Annotated in this window: 23 protein-coding genes; 2 read left to right on the top strand and 21 right to left on the bottom strand. The window is 39.0% G+C overall.

Features of this window, described 5'->3' with window-relative positions; translation table 11 throughout:
* Positions 1–59 precede the first annotated feature (59 nt).
* The 17 genes from QQS39_RS14830 to cysJ all read right to left on the bottom strand — a co-directional run bounded on the left by QQS39_RS14830 (position 60) and on the right by cysJ (position 18,799).
* The gene (locus QQS39_RS14830) at positions 60–1,214 is read right to left on the bottom strand and encodes a hypothetical protein (protein ID WP_285804823.1); all 1,155 of its coding nucleotides are present in this window, start codon (positions 1,212–1,214) and stop codon (positions 60–62) included.
* Complete coding sequence (locus tag QQS39_RS14835; protein WP_285804824.1) at positions 1,211–2,470, bottom strand: hypothetical protein; 1,260 nt, start codon at positions 2,468–2,470, stop codon at positions 1,211–1,213. The genes QQS39_RS14830 and QQS39_RS14835 overlap by 4 nt, the downstream gene beginning before the upstream one ends.
* A gap of 167 nt (positions 2,471–2,637) precedes the next feature.
* Positions 2,638–3,621, bottom strand: coding sequence for an RNA polymerase sigma factor RpoS (gene rpoS, locus QQS39_RS14840; protein WP_151435940.1), 984 nt, complete (start codon positions 3,619–3,621; stop codon positions 2,638–2,640).
* 690 nt (positions 3,622–4,311) lie between these two features.
* A complete protein-coding gene (gene nlpD / locus QQS39_RS14845) occupies positions 4,312–5,442 on the bottom strand; it encodes a murein hydrolase activator NlpD (protein ID WP_151435941.1) in 1,131 nt (376 codons plus the stop codon).
* 153 nt (positions 5,443–5,595) lie between these two features.
* A complete protein-coding gene (locus tag QQS39_RS14850) occupies positions 5,596–6,222 on the bottom strand; it encodes a protein-L-isoaspartate(D-aspartate) O-methyltransferase (protein WP_075673789.1) in 627 nt (208 codons plus the stop codon).
* Positions 6,216–6,980: a 5'/3'-nucleotidase SurE gene (surE, locus tag QQS39_RS14855; protein ID WP_285804825.1), complete on the bottom strand. Its 765-nt coding sequence runs from the start codon at positions 6,978–6,980 to the stop codon at positions 6,216–6,218. The genes QQS39_RS14850 and surE overlap by 7 nt, the downstream gene beginning before the upstream one ends.
* Positions 6,958–8,010, bottom strand: coding sequence for a tRNA pseudouridine(13) synthase TruD (truD, locus tag QQS39_RS14860; RefSeq protein ID WP_285804826.1), 1,053 nt, complete (start codon positions 8,008–8,010; stop codon positions 6,958–6,960). Before truD ends, surE begins: the two co-directional genes overlap by 23 nt.
* Positions 8,007–8,492, bottom strand: a complete 486-nt coding sequence (ispF, locus tag QQS39_RS14865; protein WP_023582677.1) for a 2-C-methyl-D-erythritol 2,4-cyclodiphosphate synthase — start codon at positions 8,490–8,492, stop codon at positions 8,007–8,009. Before ispF ends, truD begins: the two co-directional genes overlap by 4 nt.
* Positions 8,493–8,496: 4 nt before the next feature.
* On the bottom strand, positions 8,497–9,243 hold the full coding sequence (gene ispD, locus QQS39_RS14870) for a 2-C-methyl-D-erythritol 4-phosphate cytidylyltransferase (RefSeq protein ID WP_151435944.1): 747 nt from the start codon (positions 9,241–9,243) through the stop codon (positions 8,497–8,499).
* Between the two features lie 39 nt (positions 9,244–9,282).
* Positions 9,283–9,573 carry a cell division protein FtsB gene (ftsB, locus tag QQS39_RS14875; RefSeq protein ID WP_036913758.1) on the bottom strand — a complete coding sequence of 97 codons (291 nt, stop codon included), beginning with the start codon at positions 9,571–9,573 and terminating at the stop codon, positions 9,283–9,285.
* A gap of 330 nt (positions 9,574–9,903) precedes the next feature.
* Positions 9,904–10,521, bottom strand: a complete 618-nt coding sequence (cysC, locus tag QQS39_RS14880) for an adenylyl-sulfate kinase (protein WP_416202681.1) — start codon at positions 10,519–10,521, stop codon at positions 9,904–9,906.
* Positions 10,518–11,969 (bottom strand): sulfate adenylyltransferase subunit CysN, encoded by a 1,452-nt coding sequence (gene cysN / locus QQS39_RS14885; RefSeq protein WP_285804827.1) that lies wholly within the window; start codon positions 11,967–11,969, stop codon positions 10,518–10,520. The genes cysC and cysN overlap by 4 nt, the downstream gene beginning before the upstream one ends.
* An 11-nt stretch (positions 11,970–11,980) precedes the next feature.
* On the bottom strand, positions 11,981–12,889 hold the full coding sequence (gene cysD / locus QQS39_RS14890; RefSeq protein ID WP_285804828.1) for a sulfate adenylyltransferase subunit CysD: 909 nt from the start codon (positions 12,887–12,889) through the stop codon (positions 11,981–11,983).
* Positions 12,890–12,901: 12 nt separating this feature from the next.
* On the bottom strand, positions 12,902–14,323 hold the full coding sequence (gene cysG, locus QQS39_RS14895) for a siroheme synthase CysG (protein WP_285804829.1): 1,422 nt from the start codon (positions 14,321–14,323) through the stop codon (positions 12,902–12,904).
* Between the two features lie 205 nt (positions 14,324–14,528).
* Complete coding sequence (locus QQS39_RS14900; RefSeq protein WP_196735977.1) at positions 14,529–15,260, bottom strand: phosphoadenylyl-sulfate reductase; 732 nt, start codon at positions 15,258–15,260, stop codon at positions 14,529–14,531.
* A complete protein-coding gene (gene cysI, locus QQS39_RS14905; protein WP_285804830.1) occupies positions 15,257–16,987 on the bottom strand; it encodes an assimilatory sulfite reductase (NADPH) hemoprotein subunit in 1,731 nt (576 codons plus the stop codon). Before cysI ends, QQS39_RS14900 begins: the two co-directional genes overlap by 4 nt.
* Positions 16,988–18,799 carry an NADPH-dependent assimilatory sulfite reductase flavoprotein subunit gene (gene cysJ, locus QQS39_RS14910; protein ID WP_285804831.1) on the bottom strand — a complete coding sequence of 604 codons (1,812 nt, stop codon included), beginning with the start codon at positions 18,797–18,799 and terminating at the stop codon, positions 16,988–16,990.
* A gap of 296 nt (positions 18,800–19,095) precedes the next feature.
* On the opposite strand from cysJ, the gene queD reads away from it, so the two are divergent.
* Positions 19,096–19,461, top strand: a complete 366-nt coding sequence (gene queD, locus QQS39_RS14915; protein ID WP_088494721.1) for a 6-carboxytetrahydropterin synthase QueD — start codon at positions 19,096–19,098, stop codon at positions 19,459–19,461.
* An 81-nt stretch (positions 19,462–19,542) separates the two neighbouring features.
* Here the strand turns inward: queD and queE are convergent, their stop codons facing one another.
* The gene (gene queE, locus QQS39_RS14920; RefSeq protein ID WP_196735980.1) at positions 19,543–20,214 is read right to left on the bottom strand and encodes a 7-carboxy-7-deazaguanine synthase QueE; all 672 of its coding nucleotides are present in this window, start codon (positions 20,212–20,214) and stop codon (positions 19,543–19,545) included.
* Positions 20,215–20,380: 166 nt separating this feature from the next.
* Between queE and QQS39_RS14925 the strand changes: the two genes are divergently transcribed.
* Entirely contained in the window at positions 20,381–21,748 is a 1,368-nt protein-coding gene (locus QQS39_RS14925) for an amino acid permease (protein ID WP_151435954.1), read from the top strand.
* A 94-nt stretch (positions 21,749–21,842) separates the two neighbouring features.
* Here the strand turns inward: QQS39_RS14925 and QQS39_RS14930 are convergent, their stop codons facing one another.
* Genes QQS39_RS14930 through QQS39_RS14940 form a run of 3 tightly spaced genes read right to left on the bottom strand, consistent with a single transcriptional unit; the run spans position 21,843 to position 24,647 of the window.
* On the bottom strand, positions 21,843–23,024 hold the full coding sequence (locus QQS39_RS14930) for a methionine gamma-lyase (protein WP_285804832.1): 1,182 nt from the start codon (positions 23,022–23,024) through the stop codon (positions 21,843–21,845).
* A gap of 19 nt (positions 23,025–23,043) precedes the next feature.
* Entirely contained in the window at positions 23,044–23,442 is a 399-nt protein-coding gene (locus QQS39_RS14935) for a hypothetical protein (RefSeq protein ID WP_151435956.1), read from the bottom strand.
* 11 nt (positions 23,443–23,453) lie between these two features.
* Positions 23,454–24,647, bottom strand: a complete 1,194-nt coding sequence (locus tag QQS39_RS14940) for an NAD(P)/FAD-dependent oxidoreductase (RefSeq protein WP_109371461.1) — start codon at positions 24,645–24,647, stop codon at positions 23,454–23,456.
* Positions 24,648–24,684 lie beyond the last annotated feature (37 nt).

Consider the following 24,684-nt stretch of genomic DNA (forward strand, 5'->3'; position numbering starts at 1 on the left):
CGCTATGTTTATTCCACAGCGCCATTTTTATAACGTTTTAATTAAAAGATAATACTGCTTTAATTAATTAAAGCATGGCTATATTTCAATCGTTCACCCAATAGCAGTAAAGTATCTTCGTCGCCGTAATTATCAAATAAACGAATAAATGAAGATAATGCAGGATTAAACATCATATCATCAGTGATTTTTTCATAAGAAGTGTAATCTTTTGTTTTTAATGAAAAAACTAGCGTCATTTTATCATCGTTACGACCTTTATTTAAAATCAAATCATCATTACTTATCATCAAATCATTTAGATATTTATAACCACTTTCATAGAAAGTCTCTAAATTTCCATCAGTTTGACGTTGAACCACAGAATAGAGATCACGAGAAGCATGTTGAGCAATAAAATAGATATCACCTTTATCATTTTGAGCAACTTCTTTAACTCGCAATGGTAGCCAACGGGTTTTTGTCACTTCTTTATTGACTAAGTTTAGCGTGATTTCTAACGTGTTTGTTGTGTAATGATGATTGTAAAAAATAATAAGAGAATCCCCTGAAAGGGCATAATGAAATTGTGTAAACTCACCAAAATCTTCTGCGTAATACTGCTTTACCAGCTCTTCTGTATTAATAGAATATTCCCAACTTTCCCCTTCATCTAAACTTGTCAGTATCGTCTTATTATCAGCTAATACTAATTGCGATGTTGTTTGTGAAAAGAGTAATTTTCCACCAATAAGCGCTAAAGGGAAACGATAATAGCCATTGTTAACCTCTTGCCAAGGAATTAAATCATCAAGTATAAACTTGGCTAAGTTCACCACTTGCCGCCCCTGCTCTGTAAATAAAACACATTTATCAAGAACACAATAAGCGTTATAAAAGCTACCTTGGCCTTGTGATACAAAGCGTGTGCCTTCTTTATCAGAAAAGTACAGCGTATATTTTCTCTGGTTATCTTGGCGATGAAGTCGCCCATAAATATCTACGTCATATCGTCCACTATCAGATTCAGTCTTAATTAATATCCCACTAGCAGCATAAAAAACCTTACGCCAATCATAGCGAGAATAAGGATATGAAGATAACTCTGAAGCGTTTTCATTTTTCCATTGCCACTTAGAGGCAAAACCATGAAAAAGCACACCATAAAACAGCAGCAAGCTTAAAATAAATAAGCTTGTGATGATGATAAAAGGCTTACGGAAAAAAGGATTCATTGACTTAGCTCCGTAACATAAACCGTTTTTTTATTTTCAACACATTGTTGTTGAAGTAAAAAATAGGTTTGATAACTACTGTTACCTTTTCCTGATAACAAAATATAAAGATTTGAAAATAAGGCAATTAAAAAGGCAAAGCCACTGATGATTAAACCATAGATAATACCCATTCCTAAAAAGGTATCACCAATAAAAAACCAATCCCATTTATCCCAATAATTACCGTTATCGTAAACATCTGAAATAGACAAAATGGCAAAAATTGAGAAAATAAAGGCACTGATTAACCCTGTAATTAACAGTGATAATCGCTTAGTGCGTTGATGCCCAATATACATTTGTCCTGAAATTGAATAAGCGCCATTATCTGTATGATTATAAACCCCTAAGACAACTGGCCCTGAGTTCTTATCTTCAGCTTGCCAAAAGAACAATTCAACATCATCACCATCAGCAAGAAACAAATTATGATCAGAATAAAATAAGCGCTCTCTGTAACTGAATACAAAAGGATGCTTATCAATCAGACAGGATATTTGCATTATTACAGTCTCGCTATTGCGGGAATGTATTTGAAGCCTATTAATACTATGAATTTGTATCATTCCTCTAACTCGTTGTACTTTGCTTTGCTTTATTTGAGGAAACGACTTTTTGCTCAAGGTTAATGAAGGTAATGGTGCTGATTTTATTCCAGTAATAATGAGCTGTTCACCATCAGGTGCAATGCTATCTTGCTTAGCGATGACTTTATCTAGCGCCTTTATTCTCTTTTTATGTTTGGGTCTGGTGCGCTGAAAATAGCGATAAGCTTTTTCTCCGATATAACTCACTCCAGCCATCATTGCACCACATGCAATAACCATGGAAACAACGATAAAGAAATTCACTTCAAGATGGAGAATCGAGAAATAACTCCAATAGCCGCCAACAAACGTCAGAATAAATGCAAGCAATAACCATTTCTGTTGTTTTGCTGTTAGCGTGAAGTTTCTTTCAGGCTCCAGCCTTCCTTTTGTATCATGATAAATCCATTGCACCCAAAAACTGCCATCTTTCAATAACTCGGCACAGATTTTAAGCTCGTCACCTTGTTTTAATCGTTTAAGAAAATCTTGAGAGTTAGCAAAATCAGCTTCATTAAGATAAAAGTTTTTACCTGATGCGATTAATCTCACCATTCCCTTCGGAGAGATTTTACTTTGGCTAAAATCGCAACGCTCTAATTTAACGTTTAAAAAATAATCTTTCATATCTTCCTTTATTGTTTTCATCAGGCTAACGAGATACAAAACTGCACTCTTGTTTTATCGTTTTAAATTGTATAATACAAGATAAAGAAAAGCCGATTAGCAAACCCACTAATCGGCTTTGGTAATAACATGTCAATTAAAGCTATAAACAGAAATTGGGTGGCTAACTATGCTTTGAAAAGTGCTTCAATACATAATCCCTGACTTTGCAGAATGTCTTTTAAGCGACGCAGCCCTTCAACTTGAATTTGACGAACTCTTTCTCTTGTCAGACCAATCTCTCTACCAACGTCTTCTAAAGTTTCTGCTTCATAGCCTAATAACCCAAAACGACGTGCTAATACTTCACGTTGTTTTGGATTCAATTCAAATAACCACTTTATGATATTTTCCTTGAGGTTATTATTTTGAATTGTTGCTTCCGGTCCTTCTTCATTTTCGTCAGAGATAATATCAAGTAATGCTTTATCTGAATCACCGCCAATTGGGGTATCAACAGAAGTAATACGTTCGTTTAAACGCAGCATCTTACTCACATCTTCAACTGGTTTATCTAATGTTTGTGCAATTTCTTCAACACTAGGCTCATGATCGAGCTTGTGTGCTAATTCTCTTGCGGTTCTTAAATATACATTCAACTCTTTAACGATATGAATGGGAAGGCGGATAGTACGAGTCTGGTTCATAATGGCACGTTCAATTGTTTGACGTATCCACCATGTCGCATAGGTTGAAAAACGGAAACCTTTTTCAGGATCGAATTTTTCAACAGCACGAATAAGACCTAAATTCCCTTCTTCAATAAGATCAAGAAGAGCAAGTCCTCGGTTTGTATAACGACGAGAGATCTTAACAACTAAACGTAGGTTACTTTCTATCATTCGTTGTCTTGAAGGGACATCACCACGTAGCGCCCTACGGGCAAAGAAAACTTCTTCTTCAGCGGTCAGCAACGGAGAATAACCAATTTCTCCTAAATAAAGCTGAGTTGCATCGAGCGCACGCTGGTTGACTCCTTCAATAAGTTCAATTTCATCTTGAGCATCAGACTCATTTTCTGCCTCTTTTGCAGCAACTTCATCGAACTCTTCCATGTTCTCTTCAATTTCATCTGTATATAACTCGTCTACTCTTAGCGTACTTTGGCTCATCAGCTGCTCCTACCCTTGATAATTTAGGTAAACGACTCATGATTAAAGTCTGTTTACCAGTTTATCGCTGTGTCACGACACAACGGGTTTACTGATTTTCCCTTGTAACGAATTACAAAATAAAAGATAACATAATCTATTTTACTGTTAATTTTATTCTTTCTTTATTCAATATATAACTTAACTATTGAGTGCAGGTTATTAACAGTTTTTTTATTATATTTTACGTACATTTATCTATACGTAAAATTACTCTATTTGATGCGCTATTTGTGACTACTTACATCTAAAAAAAACAAATAAAAATCGATAATAATAAAATAATATCTAATAATTTATATTACACACTATTATTAAAAAGATAATCTAACAAAGAAAATACCCATCTAAACCAAGGGGTTGTTTTATAGTCCATCTTTTAATAACAACTGATCTTTATTCATTTTTTATATAACAATTTTTAGCATACGCATTCATTGGTTGAGAATCAACCGTCTAATTTAACGTTATCTATAATTTTATATTAACCTCTCATTTTTAATAATCTTTAAATAAGCATTTATACGTAGGTAAAATTTATTTTGTTTCAATATTTTAATTAATGAAAGATAAGAAAAAAACCCTCTCCTTTTTGTAAAGGAGAGGGTTTAACTTTAGGATTATTCACTATACGTGTAAAAAAACACTTATCTATTTCTTAGGTAAATAACTCATTGGGTTAAGTGATTTTTCTTTATAGCGGATCTCAAAGTGTAATCGGACAGAACTGGTTCCAGAGCTACCCATTGTGGCAATTTGCTGACCCGCATTCACATTTTGCTGTTCACGCACCAAAATGGTGTCGTTATGTGCATATGCACTGAGGTATTCGTCATTATGCTTAATGATAACGAGGTTACCGTAACCGCGTAATGCGCTACCTGCATAAACGACTTTACCCGCCGCAGTTGCTACAATTGGCGATCCTTTTGTACCACCGATATCAATACCTTTATTACCACCAGGGGCACTTGAGTAACTTTCAATAATATTACCTTGCGCTGGCCAAATCCACTTACCAGAAGCTGCCGTTGGTGCTGGTGTTGCAGCCGTTGTCGTATTTGTATTCGTTGTTGGTGGCGGTGTCGTTGTTTTCGGTGGTGTTGTTGGCGTTGTTGTTGCCGGTTTAGTAATCAATGGTCCCATAGCACCATTGTTTGTTGGTTTAGTTTGTGCCGTTTGAACACCAGCGCTACTTGATTGATTAATAACCGATGTATTGACATTAGTATTAGTCCCCGTGTTGACCTGACGGTTACCAATATTCAACACCTGCCCTACGTTTAAGCTATAAGGTTCTGGGATGTTATTCATTGATGCCAGTTCTTTTACATCACTATCAGTTATCCAAGCGATATAGAACATAGTATCACCACGTTTTACCGTGTACGTATTACCGTTGTAGTTTCCTTTCGGAATACTGTCGTAATTACGGTTATACACAATGCGTCCAGAGCCATCAGTACTCACATTTTGGGCGGCAACTGACGTTTGAGGACGAGGCTGGCTTTGAGTCTGAACCATGCCTCCATTAGACGAAGCAGAGTTCACCTTAATAGAAGGAGGAGGTGACGATTGTAAGGGGGTAGTTCTTTCAATCGGTGTCGCATTACTGTTAGTCATTACAGGTGCGGTTGATACCGTATTATTTGAAGAGCTATCATTTACAGAGGTAATTGGCGCAGGACGATAAGGTGTATCTGCACAGCCTGTTAATGCAAATCCAATTACCGAACACATGATTGCCCAGCGGACATGCTTAATTGGGCTTTCTGAATTCATACTTCCTTCTCCCTTTAAAAAGGCATTAGCATCTAGCAATTTGTCGAGTTAAACAAAAAGACTGCAATTTTTTGAAAATGTTTCATTTATTAGTGCAGATTACGACAAGCTATTAAAAAGCAGTAATAAAAAACGGTCAGATTTATCTGGAAGTTATGCTAACTCGCCTGCAATTAAAGGAACAAATCTAACAGTTTCTATAGATTGATAGTGAAAATCATTACCTAAACGTCGGATAAACTTCAGTATTTGTTGTTGTTCACCAACAGGTATGATCATCCTGCCACCATCGGCTAACTGCATCAATAACTGTTGTGGTACTTCTGTTGCACACGCTGTCACTATTATGGCATTAAAAGGGGCTTTTGATGACCAGCCTTCCCATCCATCACCATGACGTGTCGAAATATTATGTAAATCAAGATGTTTAAAACGTCGTTTAGCTTGCCATTGCAATATTTTTATACGCTCAACGGAACTCACATGATGAACTAAATTTGCTAATACTGCAGTTTGATATCCCGAGCCTGTGCCAATTTCTAATACAGAATCGGTACTTTGTAATTCCAGTAACGTTGTCATTTTGGCAACAATATAAGGCTGTGAAATAGTTTGCCCATTGCCAATAGGCAAAGCCGTATTTTCATAAGCCTTATGAGAAAGTGCTTCATCAATAAAAAGCTCTCTTGGTACTTTACTCATTGCTTCCAACAGGCTCTCATCCTTGATGCCATGCTGTTTTAACATTGTCAGTAAGTCTTTCATTGACCGACTTAACATGTTTTTTTGACCTCTGTTTTATTTAACCAATTTTGTAGTAAATCAAGTGCTTTATAAGCTGTTAAATCGACATGTAATGGGGTTATTGAAACATAACCTTCGTCAATAGCGGCAAAGTCTGTATCAGGGCTTACATCATTTTTTTCACCTGGAGGCCCTATCCAATAAAGACTATTTCCTCTAGGGTCGGTATGGGTATAAACATGTTGTGCAGCATGACGACTACCACAGCGTGTAATACGAAAACCTTTTACTTCATCAAAAGGAATATCAGGAACGTTAATATTGAGAATATTTCCCGCTCTTAACGGCACTTGTTGTAACATCGCTAAGACTTCACAAGTCACTTGTGCGGCTGTCTCAAAGTGCGTTTCACCATCCAGTGAAACAGCAATGGCGGGTAAACCTAAAAAACGCCCTTCGGTTGCCGCAGCAACAGTACCTGAATAAATCACATCATCACCCAAATTAGGACCATGATTAATACCAGAAACCACAATATCAGGACGAGGACGGACTAAATGGTTTACACCAAGATAAACGCAATCTGTTGGTGTCCCTTCAACAATCGCAATATCTCCATTCTCAAGCTCTTGCTTACGTAGAGGTTTGTCAATTGTTAAAGAATTAGATGCAGCACTACGATTACGATCAGGTGCAACAATTTGTACATCATAACGCTGGCGTAATGCTTTAGCGAGAGTCTGTATCCCCTTCGCCATCACACCATCGTCATTACTCACCAATATTTTCAGCATCATCCTTCCCTAATAAGATTAATTCACGTACAACGCTAGTTGCAAAGCTTCCTGCGGGTAAAAAGAATGACAGAGAAACAGTGGTGTCGTCTACCCAATCCCATGACATATTTTCGGGTAATACATTGATAGCGCGTCTTGCATTATCAACTCGTTCTTGCCGAGCCAGCGACCAGAAAGCGTCATATTCTGCCAGATTTTTAGTTTCAAAATCTAATGCTTGTGATTGTGTACCTAAATCACCTTTACCCGGCAAAGGTGCCGTAATATGAACATCATGCTCTTCATAGCGAGTTTGTGTTGGAGCCAATTCGGCCTCATCAACAACAAACCAGCTACCTCTTCCATGAAGTTGCATTGCATCACCAAGTATCACTTTTGAATATAAATCATTTTCCAATCTTTTACTGACGATATGATTAAACATCGCACTACGGGCTGCTGATAAATAAAAGCTACGTTTTCCTCGTTCTTTTACGCGGATTTCGTCCGTTGCCCAACGCATGGCTTGTCGTAAATTATCACCATTACGACCAAATCGTTGAGCGCCAAAGTAGTTAGGAATACCTTTTGCTTTTATTTGCGCTAATCGAGTATCAACAAAATCGCGATCAGAAATTTCTCGTAACACCAATGTAAAGTGATTACCTTTTAGCGTTCCTATACGTAATTTACGTTGCTGGCGAGTCGTTTCTAGAATTTCGCAACCTTCTAAAACAAGCTGACTAAAATCGGGCATCTCTTTACCCGGCATTCGCAGGCAAAACCATTGTTCAGTAACGGCATTTCTGTCTTTTAGTCCGGCATAACTGGCATCACGAGGATGGATCCCAACAAATTTTGCCAATTTTTCAGCCACAAAAGCCGTGTTACAACCTGTTTTTCTGATTTTCACCATGACATGCTCGCCTTCACCATCAAGGGTGAAGCCAAGATCTTCACAGACAATAAAATCTTCAGGAATTGACTTTAGTAAGCCTGTTGCTTGTGGTTTTCCATGTAACCAATGGAGTTCAGGTAAATCACTCATTCAGGTAATGACTCTTTCATTAATAAAACGACAGCTTCACAGGCAATGCCTTCTTTTCTACCAACAAAGCCAAGCTTTTCTGTTGTGGTCGCTTTCACATTGATATCATCAACATGGCAATGAAGATCTTCAGCGATATTGACGCGCATTTGCGGTGTATGAGGTAGCATTTTTGGTGCCTGAGCAATAATCGTGACATCTAAATTACCAATTCGGTAACCTTTTGCTCTTACGCGTGAAAATGCTTCACGGAGGAGTACACGGCTATCTGCACCTTTGTATGCAGGATCAGTATCAGGAAACAATGTGCCAATGTCGCCCATCGCTACCGCGCCTAAAATAGCATCTGTAACCGCATGTAATACGACATCACCGTCAGAGTGAGCTAACAGCCCTTGTTCGTAAGGAACTCTGACGCCGCCAATAATAATAGGACCTTCACCGCCAAATTTGTGTACGTCGTAACCGTGTCCAATTCTCATTTTATTATGTGTTCCTTATACTGGTGATTTGGCGTGAGAGGAAAAACTCTGCAAGCGCTAAATCTTCTGGCTGAGTAACTTTGATATTATCTGCACGCCCTTTAACTAATAAAGGTTCATATCCAGCAAACTCCATCGCTGAGGCTTCATCAGTGATCGTCGCTTTTTGTGAGAGTGCATTTTCTATATTTTGTTTTAATAACAATGCAGGAAAGAATTGTGGCGTTAATGCATGCCATAGGGTGGTTCTTTCTACTGTTTGTTCAATATGATTATCTTGTTGATGACTACGTTTCATTGTATCGCGAACAGGTGTCGCAAGAATGCCACCACAAAATTGTGGGTCCACAACGTTTTCATCAATTAATTGAATCAGATGATCAAGATCGCCAAAATGCAGGCAAGGTCTTGCTGCATCATGAACTAACGCCCATGTATTTTCAGAAAAGTGTTGAGTGACATACTCTAAACCTGACAATACAGAGTCAGCGCGTTCACCACCACCATTAACCGTAATTATTCTTTCATCTTGCGCTAAAGGGAGAGTGTGAAAATAGCTGTCATTAGGGCTGATCGCCACGATAATGTGCGTTATGCGTGGGTGTTTTAATAAGGCATTAATGGTATGTTCAAGAATAGTCAATCCGCCAATCTTCAAATATTGTTTTGGGCAGACTGATTGCATTCGACTTCCAATACCGGCTGCTGGAATAACGGCAACAATAGGAAGAGTTGAGTTTGTTATATTCATTATGATATTTGTATCAGGACACACTATTAATTCAATAAATTAACGACGTGGTTGAGATTTATCGCTCACAATTCGGAAAAATGTCTCATTAGGCTTTATCATTCCTAACTCACTACGAGCGCGTTCTTCTAACGCTTCTTGCCCGCCATTGAGGTCATCAATCTCTGCAAATAGACGATCATTACGCTCTTTTAACTGCGTATTTTGCGCCAATGCAGATTCAACTTCTTGAGTTACTTTGTTGTAATCATGGATACCATTTTTACCTAACCACAATGAATATTGTAGCCAACCAAGTAAAATCAGAAGTAAGACTGTTAATTTCCCCATTACCACCCCCAAGATTAATGGGCTAATCATCCCACAACTCAACAACAGACGCCACAAAAGTGCTGGAATATATTACATTATTATTCCTCTTCTCCTCACTATAAACGTGGGTAACTTCTATAAAATTCAGACTAAGGTGTGATTTTTTCTTATTAAGATGAAGTGCTATGGGGTTACTTTATCAATAAGTGAATGCTCAATTAAAGCATGAGTTGTATTTTAAATGGTATGCCGAAATAAGAGTTTTTACTCTAATTACATACATTATCTCTACACATTCCCCCTTTTTATGGGTAGTTTGTGTAAAGATAATTTAATGTCATCATAAAATTAACGGTAAATTTGGTTTTGCCGTAGATATGCGAGGATTTGTTGGGTTAGTTCATTTATAGAAAGTGTACCGTCTAAATGTAATTCAGGATCAATGGGCTGTTCATAGGGCGAATCTATACCTGAAAATTGCGTTATCTCACCACGTCTTGCTTTTTGATAAAGCCCTTTCGGATCACGGGCTTCACAAATAGAAAGGGGAGTATCAACAAAGATCTCAATAAATCTTCCTTGCTCAAAGCGTCCTCTCACTTGTTGTCTGTCTTTTTGGTAAGGAGAGATAAAAGCCGTTAAGACAAGAAGCCCCGCATCGACCATCAATTTAGCCACTTCCCCTACACGGCGAATATTTTCGTGCCTATCTTCGGCACTAAATCCAAGATCATTACACAATCCATGGCGTAAGTTATCCCCATCTAATAAATAGCTATGAATAGGCGAATGCTTTTGTGAATACTGATAGAGCGCTTGTTCTAGTGCATCGGCAAGTGTGGATTTACCGGAACCAGATAACCCTGTAAACCAAAGCACACATCCTTTGTGTGCTTGTTGTGATTCGCGTTCATTTAATCCAATTTTATGAGGATGCCAAACAATATCGTTGCTTATCACCACTATTTTCCTCCAAGAAGATCCCTCGCGCCCCAATGGGGAAAGTGGCGACGGATAAGTTGGTTTAACTCGACTTCAAAAGCATCGTATTGCGTCATCGTTTGTATCGCGTTATCTCTCGTTTCTCGAATAAGCCCAGCGCCTACGGTGACATTGCTTAGTCGATCAATCAGTATTAATCCTCCGGTATCAGCATTAACTTGATAGCTATCCAGCACCAAAGGCTCTTCAAATGAAACTTCAACACTACCAATCGCATTTAAACTTAAGTTATCTGTGACTTGTTGAGTGAGTTTATTTACATCCACTTGATAATGAATATTCTCTATTTTGGCGCGGCTTTTTTTACCTGCAATTTTGATATCCAAAGTATGACCTTGTACTAAAGGTTGCTCTGACATCCACACCACATCAATTAACGCATGAGTGCTAATATTGGCAGTTGTATCATTATCATCAACGATAATATCCCCACGACTAATATCAATTTCATCTGCCAGAACCAGTGTGATTGCTTGCCCTGCTTTAGCTTGCGTTAAATCACCATCAAAAGTAACAATACGTTTGATTGTTGTATGTTTTCCTGAAGGTAATATTTTGATTTGTTGCCCTTGATAAAGCACGCCTGAAGACACCGTACCGCTGTATCCTCTAAAATCTAAATCGGGACGATTTACATATTGCACAGGGAAACGCAGTGATTGAGACTTAGAGCCTAACTTAACTGGCGCATCTTCCAATAATGAAAGTAATGTTTTTCCTTGATACCAAGGCATATTCAATGAGGGTGAAACCACATTGTCACCATCAAGGGCGGAAATAGGGACAAATTCAATCGTGAGATCTGTCGGGAGTTGATCGGCAAATTTAAGATAATCTTGTTGGATCGAATCAAATATCGCTTGTTGATAATCCACCAGATCCATTTTATTGATCGCAACGATTAAATGGCGAATACCAAGGAGCGTGCTGATAAAACTGTGTCGCCTTGTTTGCTCTTGTACGCCTTTTCGAGCATCGATCAACAGAATAGAAAGTGAACTTGTTGATGCACCTGTCGCCATGTTGCGAGTATATTGAGCATGTCCTGGCGTATCAGCAATAATAAACTTACGTTTTGACGTTGAAAAATAGCGGTAAGCAACATCAATCGTGATCCCCTGCTCTCTTTCTGCGGCTAATCCATCCACCAGCAAAGCAAGATCGAGCTTTTCACCTTGAGTACCGATCTTTTTACTTTCATTTTGCAATGTAGAAAGCTGATCTTCATAGATCTGTCTTGTGTCATGAAGTAAACGTCCTATTAATGTGCTTTTTCCATCATCGACATTTCCACAGGTTAAAAATCGCAGTAACCCTTTATTCTGTTGCGTTTTAAGATAGCTATCTACACCGCCCTGTTGTGCGATTTCACCCGCGACAAGTTGATTCGTTTTTACGGCTAAAAGTCCCATATTTCCTCCGATTAAAAATAACCTTGGCGCTTTTTCAGTTCCATGGAGGCAGACTGATCACTGTCAATTAAACGCCCTTGTCGTTCGCTGCTGGTGGAAATCAGCATTTCTTCAATAATGGCGGGTAGAGTTTCTGCTTGTGAAGGTATAGCCCCCGTTAATGGCCAGCAACCCAATGTTCTAAATCTCACTTTTTGCTGTGTGATCACTTCACCCGGTTTTAGATCAATTCTATCGTCATCTACCATAATTAAGGTGCCATCACGTTCAATAACCGGTCTATTTTTGGCAAAGTAGAGAGGAACTATGTCGATATTCTCTAAATAGATATATTGCCAAATATCGAGTTCTGTCCAGTTAGATAGCGGAAATACACGAATACTTTCACCTTTATTAATCTGTCCGTTATAGTTTTTCCATAATTCAGGTCGTTGGTTTTTCGGATCCCAGCGATGCTTTCTATCTCTAAATGAATAAATACGCTCTTTGGCGCGTGATTTTTCTTCATCACGGCGCGCACCGCCAAATGCCGCATCAAAGCCATATTTATCTAAGGCTTGCTTTAGCCCTTCTGTTTTCATGATATCCGTGTGTTTGGCACTACCATGAATAAACGGGTTAATGCCAAGTTCTGCACCTTGTGGATTACGATAGACTTTAAGATCAAAACCGTATTCTTTAGCCGTTTTATCTCGAAACTCATACATTTCTCGAAATTTCCAGCCAGTATCAACATGCAACAAAGGAAAAGGTAATTTAGCGGGATAAAACGCTTTACGCGCTAAATGCAACATCACCGAAGAATCTTTGCCTATTGAATAAAGCATGACGGGATTTTCAAATTCAGCGACAACTTCGCGCAGAATATAAATACTTTCTGCTTCTAATTGCTGAAGATGGGTTAATTGTGTTTCATTCATAACAACCTCGTTTTAGGCAAAATGAACCAAAGGTGAGTGGATTGGTGATGTTGATTGGGATTGTCTATCGCCAAACCACGCCAGTTGGTGATGTAATGCGGCAACTTCTCCTACAATCAATAAAGCCGGAGTTGGCGCTTTTTCTGCTAATTGTGCGAGTTGCGTTAGATTTCCCGTGAAAACTTGTTGATCATGGCGTGTACCACAACTAATGACAGCAATTGGCGTTAAAGGCGAACGCCCCAACTCAATTAATCGTTGGCTAATAAGCTCGGCTTTTGTTGTTCCCATATAAATAGCTAACGTATGATTCGCCTGCGCTAATGAAGCCCAATCAGGTTCTATTCCGTCAGGTTTACAATGCCCTGTCATAAAGGTGACGCTTTGTGCATATTGACGATGCGTTAATGGAATACCCGCGTATGCACTTGCGCCACTTGCCGCAGTAACCCCAGGTATCACTTGGAATGAAATACCATGTTGTACTGCAACCTCTAATTCTTCGCCACCTCGCCCAAAAATAAAGGGATCACCGCCTTTTAATCGGACAACGCGTTTACCAAGTTGCGCATATTTCACGATCAACGCATTCGTTTCTTCTTGAGAAACGCTATGGTGTCCCGCTCTTTTACCTACACAAATAGTGTCAGCATCACGACGAACAAGCTCTAAAACCTCTGGACTCACTAAACTGTCATAGAGCACGACTTCCGCTTGTTGAATAACCTGTAAACCGCGCAGCGTTAATAATCCTGCATCACCGGGACCTGCCCCAACTAATGCTAGTTCACCTTGTTGGATCTCTTTTTGTGTCAATTGTTGTGCAAGCAAGGCTTCTGCTTGTGCCAGTTGATCACTCGCCACTAAAGCGGCAAATTTGCCACTAAACGCTCGCTCCCAAAAACGGCAACGCGCTTGAAACGAGCCTAATTGCAGCTTCACTTTATTGCGCCATTTTCCGGCAATTGTTGCCATTGCGCCTAATGAGTTTGGCAGTAACGCTTCTAGTTTTTCACGTATCATTCGCACTAAAACAGGGGCTTTCCCAGCCGATGAGATAGCAATCAAAATGGGATTTCTATCGATAATGGCTGGAAAAATAAATGAGCATTGAGGTTGTGAATCCACAACATTGACAAAAATATGCCGCGCTTGTGCATCAAGATAAACTTGCTGATTAAGCTCACTGTCATCCGTTGCCACAATCACAAGCATCATTCCTAATAGATGTTCAGATTGATATTTGGCTGATACCCATTCAATTTTTTCTTGTTGATAAGCAAGATGTAATTCATCACACAACTGAGGTGCAATCACTCTTAAGCGAGCGCCAGCTCTTAACAACAGCAAAGCTTTACGCGCAGCAACATGACCACCACCAACCAATAACACTGGGCGTTCTTTTAATTCCACAAATAAGGGTAGGTAATCCATACGCGCATTTCACCTTCGTTGTTCACTTTATAACTAACGACTATAAAAGTTGCTTTAGGGGTTATGAAATGACAAAAAGCTATGTGATGGAACAGAAAGGAATAAGGAAAAATAAAATATTTTCAAACAGTTATAATTTTAAATACGACAAAAAGGGCAATAGATAAGCTCTATTACCCTCATTACTTATTAGTAGTTAATGACGTTATTCGTGTAATCCACACTCACGTTTTAAGCCAAAAAATCGTGTTTCTTCTTCACTCATCCCCTCTTCCCATTTTCGGGTTGTATGAGTATCTCCCACAGAGAGATAACCTTGCTCCCATAAAGGGTGATAAGGTAAGTCGTTTTCTTTAAGATATTGATAAATTTTCTTATTATCCCAATCAACGATGGGTAGAAACTTAAAGATCCCTTTTGCGATTGAAAGCACAGGCAAATGTTCACGGCTTTTAGATTGCTGACGACGAAGACCTGCAAACCATGTTTGAGCCTGTAATTCACGTAAAGCTCTTTCCATTGGCTCTACTTTATTTATCTGATTATAACGCTCGATACCTTCAATACCTTCTAACCAAAGTTTACCGTAACGCGCTTCTTGCCAAGATGAAGATATTTCAGCTCGATAGATCTTCAAGTTAAGTTGTAACTGCTGAGTCAGCGTATCAATAAATTGGTAGGTTTCAGGAAATAAGTAACCTGTATCAGTTAAGATCACCGGGATATCAGAATATTGCTGAGTGATTAAATGCAAACATACTGCAGCTTGAATACCAAAACTAGAGCTTAATACATAGGTTTTAGGTAAATTATCTAATGCCCAAGTAACCCGTTCAATGGCGCTTAATTGCTCTAACTGCTGATTAATCTGGCTCAAAGCATGTGTCTGCTCTTCAACAGGTAACTGTTTTAGCGAAGCAAGCTGAAATAAACTCATACAGCCTCCTGCACTTCATAAAAATCGATGGCTGAATTCAGTACAGGTTTAACCACATTAGTGCGAATAAGAAAATCGCCGAAACCTTCATTATTATCGCGAGAAGACGCCCATTCACCAATCAGCGCATCAAGTATTGCGATGATTTCTTGCGAAGTAATATTTTCACGATACATTCTAGGGATACGTGTTCCGATGCGATTGCCCCCTAAATGCAAGTTGTAGCGATCAGGTGCTTTACCCACCAGCCCCACTTCTGCAAGCATTGCTCGACCACAGCCATTTGGGCATCCAGTTACGCGCACAACAATGTGCTCATCACTGACGCCATGTTTTGTCATTAAGCTATCAAGTGTGTCGGTGAATGAGGGTAAAAAGCGCTCAGCTTCTGCCATCGCTAATGGGCACGTTGGGAAAGAAACACACGCCATCGCATGTTCACGTAGTGGTGTAACTTGGCTATTGATCAAACCATATCGACGAGCAATTGCTTCAATATTGGCTTTTTCACTCTCTGGTACACCTGCCACAATCAAATTTTGATTGGCAGTAAGTCGGAAATCGCCTTGATGAATTTTAGCGATTTCAGCGACACCTGTTTTTAATGGAGCATCAGGCATATCAATCAACCGTCCGCTTTCAATAAATAAAGTCAGGTGCCATTTATCATCCACACCTTTTAACCAACCAATTTGATCGCCTCGGTGAGTAAATTCATAAGGTCGAATAGCCTCAAAAGTGACACCTGAACGGCGTTCAACCTCTTGTTTAAACGTCTCTACACCAACGCGTTCTAATGTGTATTTTGTTTTTGCATTTTTGCGTTCAGTTCGGTTTCCCCAGTCACGCTGAGTTGTCACAATCGCTTCTGCAATTGCCAATGTATTCTCAATCGGGATATAACCAAACTCACTGGCTAAGCGAGGAAAGGTATTCTTATCGCCATGTGTCATGGCTAAACCGCCCCCTACAAGCACATTAAAACCGACTAAATGCCCATTTTCAGCAATCGCAATAAAATTCATGTCATTCGCATGCAGATCAACATCATTATGAGGCGGGATCACCACTGAGGTTTTAAATTTCCGTGGTAAGTAGGTTTCCCCCAAAATAGGCTCTTCGTCTGTAGTTGCAACTTTCTCTTTATCTAACCAAATTTCCGCATAAGCATGAGTGCGAGGTAATAAGTGTTCTGATATTTTTTTCGCCCACTCATACGCTTCTTGATGTAATGAAGATTGCACTGGATTTGAAGTACATAGGACATTACGGTTAACATCATTCGCAGTAGCTAGAGAATCCAGTCCTGTTGCTGCAAGCATTTGATGTGCAGGTTTTACATTGCCTTTTAAAATGCCATGAAATTGAAATGTTTGACGATTAGTAATACGAATACTGCCATAAAGCGTATTTTCCGTCGCAAACTTATCAATGCTAAGCCACTGTTTAGGCGAAATAATGCCACCGGGTAAACGACAACGTAGCATCATCGCATGGCGAGGTTCTAGCATTTGCTCTGCACGTTCTGCTCGAATATCTCTGTCATCTTGTTGATACATGCCATGAAAGCGAATTAACAAAAAGTTATCGCCTTCAAAGCCACCGGTTAAACCATTTTGTAAGTCTTCTGTAATAGTGCCGCGTAAAAAGTGACTCTCTTTTTTCATGCGTTCACTATCAGCCAGTTTCCCTTCAACCACTAAGGGCGCTTGAGTGTGTGATTTCATTTAATAGACATCCCTCTGATAACGCCTTTCTAGACGTAGCTCACTTAAATATTCATCTGCTTCTTCAATATTTTTATTGCCATACTCCATCACAATATCTAACAACGCCTGTTCAACATCTTTTGCCATTCGTGACGCATCACCACAGACATAAAGATAAGCACCTTGCTGTAACCATTGCCAAATCTCATTGCCACGTTCACGCAATTTATCTTGTACATAAATTTTATGTGCTTGATCTCGTGACCATGCCAAATCGATATGAGTTAACAGACCGCTTTTGACATAACGTTGCCATTCCACTTGATAGAGAAAATCTTCTACAAAATGAGGATTACCAAAAAATAACCAATTTTTACCTGTTGCCGCGTCATTTTCGCGCTGCTGCATAAAACTTCTAAAAGGTGCAATGCCTGTACCTGGGCCAATCATAATGACAGGTGCAGTGTTATCTTCAGGGAGACGAAAATGTGCATTTTTTTCGATAAAAATATTGACGCTATCGCCTTCTTTTAAGCCATCAGCTAAAAAACCAGAGGCTCCGCCGGTATAAGCACGCGAGTTAACGTCGTAACGTACAACCCCTAAAGTAAGGTGTACTTCGTCTTCTACTTCTTGTTGTGACGATGCAATAGAGTAAAGGCGAGGTGTAAGTGGACGTAAAATATCCACAAAATCTTGTGCCGTAGGTTGAGCGCAATATTCGCGTACCATCTCATTAATAGGGTGTTTGTCTGCATATTGCTGAAGCTTGGTTTTATCCGCCACCAATGACAATAGATCTTCATGACGCGTCAATTGGGCATAGGCTTTTACGATAGGTGCGCTATTTTGAGTTAGCTCACAATGGTGCAGTAACGCTTCTTTTAAGGTGAATGTTTGAGATTTTAACGTGACAGCTTCATCACCCTTTAGCCACAATAAAGCAATAAGTTCATCAACTTTTTCAGATGAGTTATTAAACCAAACTCCCAGCGCATCACCCGGTTGATATTGTAGATCAGAGCCTTCAAGGCTGATTTCAATATGGCGAATATCTCTATCTGAATTTCTGCCTGTGATTTTTTGATTTGTCAGTAATGTGGCAGTAAAAGGTGCATCTCTATGATAGATAGAGGCATTAACCGTATCTGTCGTGCCTGACTGTGTTTGTTGTAAGACTTGCGTACTTTGTGCCGGCACTCTTGCTGTTAAGAGTTCTGTAAGCTGTTTTATCCATTCATCCGCAACAGATTGATATTCAACATCAGCATCAACTCTTGGTAATAAACGTGTTGCACCCAGTTGTGCTATGCGCTCATCAAAGTCTTTTCCTGCCTTACAGAAATGCTCATACGAGGTATCACCTAAGCTCAATACTGCATAAGCCGTTTCTTTCATTTCAGCGGCTTTTTTAGAGTTCAGGTATTTATAAAAAGCTATCGCTTCTTCAGGAGGATCACCCTCACCTTGCGTCGATGCAATGATGATCAAGGTGGTGGTTTTATGGATCTGCTTAAACTTATATTCGCCTGCGGAATAGAGTTCTACGTTCAATTTGTGAGCAACCAGATTATCTCGCAACTGTTCTGCAAGGTGACGCGCATTACCCGTTTGAGAAGCAGAGATCAATGTAATGGTTTCTGGCTCTGGCACTTGCACTGAAGTAGCCGTTGTCGATGTGGATACCACAGAAGGATTAAGTTGCCCCCACAAATAGCCTGATAACCATGCAATTTGCGCTGTTGAGAGATCTTTTGTTGCGTCCTGTAATTTATTCAATTGCTCCGGCGTTAATGGAAGCATTGATAATAATGGAGGTTGATTGCTCATTTATCCTGCCTTAAAAAAGCGAAGCACTTATCTGTGCTTTATTGTTCTTTGATAATATTTCTAATGTTGAGAGGGTATCTCACGACTAGAAGGTGAATTAAAGACCTGTTGGCTCTATCTAATAACCTTAAATGCTAAATTTATTTATTGGTTTCCTTTATCGATATAATAGATAAGCATAAAGGAAGCTAATAAGTGATTAAGATTAACGGAGATTAGGTGTGATACGCTAAATCGGCTACACTGATAGCGTTCGTTCTATCTGTTTCTTTTTTACTAATTAAGTCAAGAGAGTTTTGATGACAACCACCATCTTTAAAGATTTTCAGTTTGAAGCTGCCCACCATTTACCTCATGTTCCTGAAGGCCACAAATGTGGACGTCTTCATGGGCACTCTTTCCTTGTTAGATTAGAACTAACAGGTGAAGTTGATGCGCATTCAGGTTGGCTTATTGATTTTGCTGATGTAAAAGCCGCATTTAAACCTACTCTTGAGCGTTTAGATCACTACTATCTTAATGAAATTGAAGGGCTAGAAAATCCGACCAGCGAAGTGCTGGCAAAATGGATTTGGCAACAAGTAAAACCGTCATTACCATTATTATCTGCGGTGATGGTGAAAGAGACGTGTACAGCAGGATGTATTTATCGCGGTGAGTAAATCGGGTTTAACATTAAACCGTTATCACCTAAAAAGAAAATCAGCCTTTTATTGGCTGATTTTTTTATATTAAAAACGCAATCAAGCAATATTTAAATACTTATGCGTTTGCATCGAGAAACGCCAATTACGTTCAATACAGGTTTTAATACATAATGCTGTCGCACTCTCTTTACAACTAATAGGCTGTAAGGCAACAACAGGTACAGGGTGTTCTGTGCGTAATGTCAGTAAGGCATCTAACGCTTCAATATCTTTCGCACGCCCAACGGGATGTTTTATCTCATTAGCGCGATTGATAGCGCTGGGTAATACCGTAAATCCCCCTTTCATGCCTACTTTTGGGGAAAGTGTCACCCATGTTTTCTCACTACATAAAATATCGTGAGTACCACTGGTTTCTATCTGACAGGCAAAACCAGCTTGCTCTAGTCCTTCTGTTAAAGGGCGCAAATCATATAAGCAAGGCTCGCCTCCCGTGATAACCACATGTTTTGCACTATAACCTTGCTGTTGGAAAAGTGATAAAATCTGAGCGACGCTAGCTTCTCCCCACGTATCACTTTCTTGCGTTTTAATAGGAATGTCGCCAAGAGGAACTTTTTTATCGTCTTCTTTTTCCCAAGTATGTTTGGTATCACACCAACTACAACCGACAGGGCAACCCTGTAATCGAACAAAAAGTGCAGGAACGCCAGTAAAAACACCTTCACCCTGTAAGGTTTGAAACACTTCATTAATGGGGTATTGCATAAGAAACTCTGATATCCAATGAATGCTGATGATTATTACAGATAACTATCTCACCGTAAGAGGCTTTATGATAAGGTACATGGTTTGTTTTGAATAGCTAACGTGCGAGAAGACACTGAAAAAGAGGATAGAGTTCCTCCGTTGGACAGAGATGGGAATACTTTAGATGCAAAAAGAGAATCAACTTTCACGAGGATTATCAGGGCGGCACATTCGTTTCATGGCGCTTGGCTCTGCAATCGGTACAGGTTTATTTTATGGCTCTGCCGCAGCCATTGAGAAAGCGGGACCGGCTGTATTACTTGCTTACCTTATTGGTGGTGCAGCAGTATTTATGGTTATGCGTGCATTAGGTGAAATGGCAGTTCATCATCCTGTTGCAGGCTCTTTTTCACAATATGCAAGCCATTATATGGGACCTTTAGCTGGCTTCTTAACTGGCTGGAACTACGTTTTTGAAATGCTGATTGTATGTCTTGCTGACGTCACAGCATTTGGCTTTTATATGAAACTCTGGTTCCCAGATGTTGATCAGTGGATATGGGTTTTAGGAATAGTTTGCTTTATTGGTGCCTTAAACCTTTGCCATGTGAAAATATTTGGTGAAATGGAATTTTGGCTTTCTATTGTTAAAGTGACCGCTATTATCGCCATGATCATTGGTGGTGTTGTCATTATGATGTATGGTTTTGGTCAACAAACTGAACACCCTATTGGGATCTCTAACTTATGGGAGTTCGGCGGCTTTATGCCAAATGGCATAGAAGGCGTAATAGCCTCACTTGCCATTGTGATGTTTGCGTTTGGTGGGATTGAAGTCATTGGTATTACTGCCAGTGAAGCTAAAGATCCTGAAAAAACCATTCCTAAAGCTATCAATGCCGTACCGTTTCGTATCTTATTATTCTATGTACTGACGATTTTCATTCTAATGTGCATTTTCCCTTGGCAACAAATTGGTCATAACGGTAGCCCATTTGTACAGATTTTCTCAAATCTAGGGATCAATTCAGCAGCAAATATCTTAAACCTTGTGGTTATCACAGCAGCAATTTCTGCGATAAACAGTGATATCTTCGGTGCCGGTCGTATGATGTACGGTATGGCTCAAGAAGGACAAGCACCAAAATCCTTTATGAAACTCACCCGCAATGGTGTGCCTTGGATGACGGTGCTTGTGATGTCTGTCGTATTGTTGCTAGGCGTAGTACTTAACTACCTTATTCCAGAGCAAATCTTTGTTTTAATCGCTTCTATTGCGACATTTGCAACAGTTTGGGTGTGGTTAATGATTTTACTTTCTCAAGTTGCTATGCGCCGTAAGATGAGCGCAGATGAAGTGAAAACGCTTAAATTTCCAGTACCACTATGGCCTGTTGCACCAGCATTGACTATCGTCTTTATGGCGTTTGTTATCGCAATCTTAGGCTATTTTGAATCAACCAGAATGGCATTGGTTGTCGGTATGGTATGGGTAGCTATTTTAACTGTTGGCTATTATGTGGGTATCAAGCCGAGAATGACTCAGAAATAAATCACATTTCTGAATTAGACAATTTCTAGCCAAACAATAAAGGCTGTGGATTAATTCACAGCCTTTTTCTTTATTATAAATTATGCGATTTTCATTAAGCCAAAGCTTGTTTTAAATCCGCAATTAAATCTTCCACATCTTCAAGACCAATTGATAGTCGAATTAAACCATCACTAATTCCATGTCTTTGTCGTTCTTCTGCACTATAAGTGGCATGGGTCATTGTGGCAGGATGTTGCGCTAAAGATTCGCAGTCTCCTAAACTCACGGCTCTACTAAAAAGATCTAAACGATTGAGAAATTCTCTACCGGCTTTTATGCCTCCTTTTAGTTCAATAGCTATCATGCCACCGGGTAAACGCATCTGGCGTTTGGCGAGTTCATATTGAGGAAAAGAAACTAGCCCTGGATAATGAATAGTTTCGACTTTAGGATTATCTTCAAGATATTGTGCAATACGCTGCGCATTTTGGCAGATCTGCTCCATCCTTATGCTCAGTGTTTTTACTCCTCGTAATATTAACGAGGCATCATGAGGAGATAAACAAGCCCCCGTCATATCCTTTAAACCTTCAACACGTATTTTATCCGCTAAGGCGTGCGTGGTAATAATTGCTCCCGCAGTGACATCCCCATGACCTGATAAATATTTGGTCATAGAATGCACAACGATATCAGCACCAAGTTTTAAAGGTTGCTGTAAATAAGGCGAGCAATAAGTACTATCGACCATCACTAAAATATGATGTTGATGCGCAATTTCTGATATTTTTGCAATATCACTCACTCGCATATTAGGATTAGCCGGAGTTTCAAAAAAAATTAATTTTGTTTTCTCTGTGATTGCTTCTTTTAGTTTTTCAAGGTTAGTTAAATCAACATGTTTTATTTTAACACCAAATTTAGCAAGCCCCTGATTGAAAAACGTAAAAGTGCAGCCATAAAGCGTCATATCAGCAATAAGTTCATCACCAGGCTGAAGTAACGACCAGCAACTAGACGTAATTGCCCCTATTCCTGAAGAAAAAACAACGGCACCTTCACCATATTCTAATTGTGCTAAGCGCCTTTCTAACAATTCTAAAGTAGGGTTTGAGATCCGAGAATAAAAATGCCCTTTTTGTTTTCCCGCAAAGCAATCAGCACCATATTGTGCCGTTGGAAAAACAAAAGTGGATGTTTGAAAAACAGGAGGCACTAATGCCCCCTGAAAATCTAACGGAGAATAACCATAATGTATTGCTTGAGTATTAAAATGTTTATTACTTTGCGTCATTATATCTCCTAGCTATTAATTAATTTTCTATTCTTTGGTTATTTTCCCCGATAATTTGAACTGTTCTTAGAATAATCGAAATTCCTTTAAGCGTATCAGGATTTTTTAATAACGAAAAAGTTGAACCTAATGTATATTTTCTATCTTGATAAATAGATTCTTTTTTTGCCATATTATAAGCAGCACTTAACTCCCATACTGGAATTAATGTTTCTTCAAACGCAACAGAAAGTTTTTCAACCGTTGCATTATCCATAATATCTATTGAGTCAGAAATTAAAGATAATAAATCGACAATATTATCAAAACGTTTTAATGCTAATAATGGTCTTGCTTTTTCTAATAAATGTTGAAGATGTAATTTATCTTCATCAGATAATAGCTGAATATCTGCTGGGCTTAAGTTATTTTCACTCATTATTGTATCCCCTATAATAATCCTCTAACGGTTGCCCAATATAAACCTCTGTTATAACTATTACGCAGTAATCCACCTAGCTTTGTTGGTGGTGTAGGAATTACGTCATGTTTATAGTCATACTGTAATGGCATACCTGCTGATAATCCCATTTGTGCGACCGCTTGCACACGGCCATCATAAATCGCAGCAGGATAACCGTAGCGAAGTTCACCACAGATGTTATTTGCAATTACGCCAGCTTGGTTATGACAACTACCGCCAGCTTTACTAATCGGTAAATCAACCGTATCACCAAGAACATACACTTGATTTAATCCATAGACTTGCAATGTTTCAGGATCAGTCGGTAACCAGCCTTCACCATTATTATGTTCACTCAAACCAGTATTACGTATTGCCTCAACGGCAGTAATCGGCGGTGTACTCATCAGGATATCAAATGGCTCTTCCTCGCCCTCTTTTGAGTAAGCTATTTTCTTATCAGGATCAACATGGCTCAACGTAAAGCCTCGCTTAGCTTTAATATCTCGCTCAGAGAATACTGCTGGAAGCACTTCACAAACTTCTTGTTGCATAAACAGACAGTTTCTTAGAAGTTGGGCAACCGTAGGATAGGTATAAACAATTTCTATATTATTTCTTACCCGACGCTGGCGAAGAAGTTCATCCAGCATCAATGTTGTCTCCATAGGGGCAATACCACATTGATGAGGTACATTAGGTGTTTCAGGGAAGCTAACCGTAATAAATACACGGCCTTTTTCAATTTTAGCTAATTTATCAGCAAGTGTTCTGGCAGCTTCATATTGGTAAAAATGATTTCCCGCTTCTTTTAAGCCTTCAATTCTATGAGGGCTAGGAACGCAACCTGTTGCTAATACTAAAAAATCATAGTTATATTTTTTATTTGACTCGCAATAAATAACTTTATTATTAAAGTCAAAACGTTCTGCTTTATCGATAACAAATTCAATTTCAGGTCTTAATAAACTTCTTTCTGATCGCATTAGCTCTTCTTTTAAAAAAAGATTAAATGCAATATACATAAATGCAGGTTTGTAATAATGATTAGGATTATCTGAAATAAGCGTGATTTTAATTTTATTTGAAAAGATTTCGTCATTTAATTTTTTAGCTAGGATATTAGCAAGAATAGTTCCGCCAGTACCACCACCAATAATAACTATATTTTTTGTTGGCATTTTATTTCCTATATCTAGTGATATTAGATAGACAAAA

Origin of the sequence: Proteus appendicitidis, from assembly GCF_030271835.1 — a bacterium.
In the GTDB taxonomy this organism is placed as follows: Bacteria; Pseudomonadota; Gammaproteobacteria; order Enterobacterales; family Enterobacteriaceae; genus Proteus; species Proteus appendicitidis.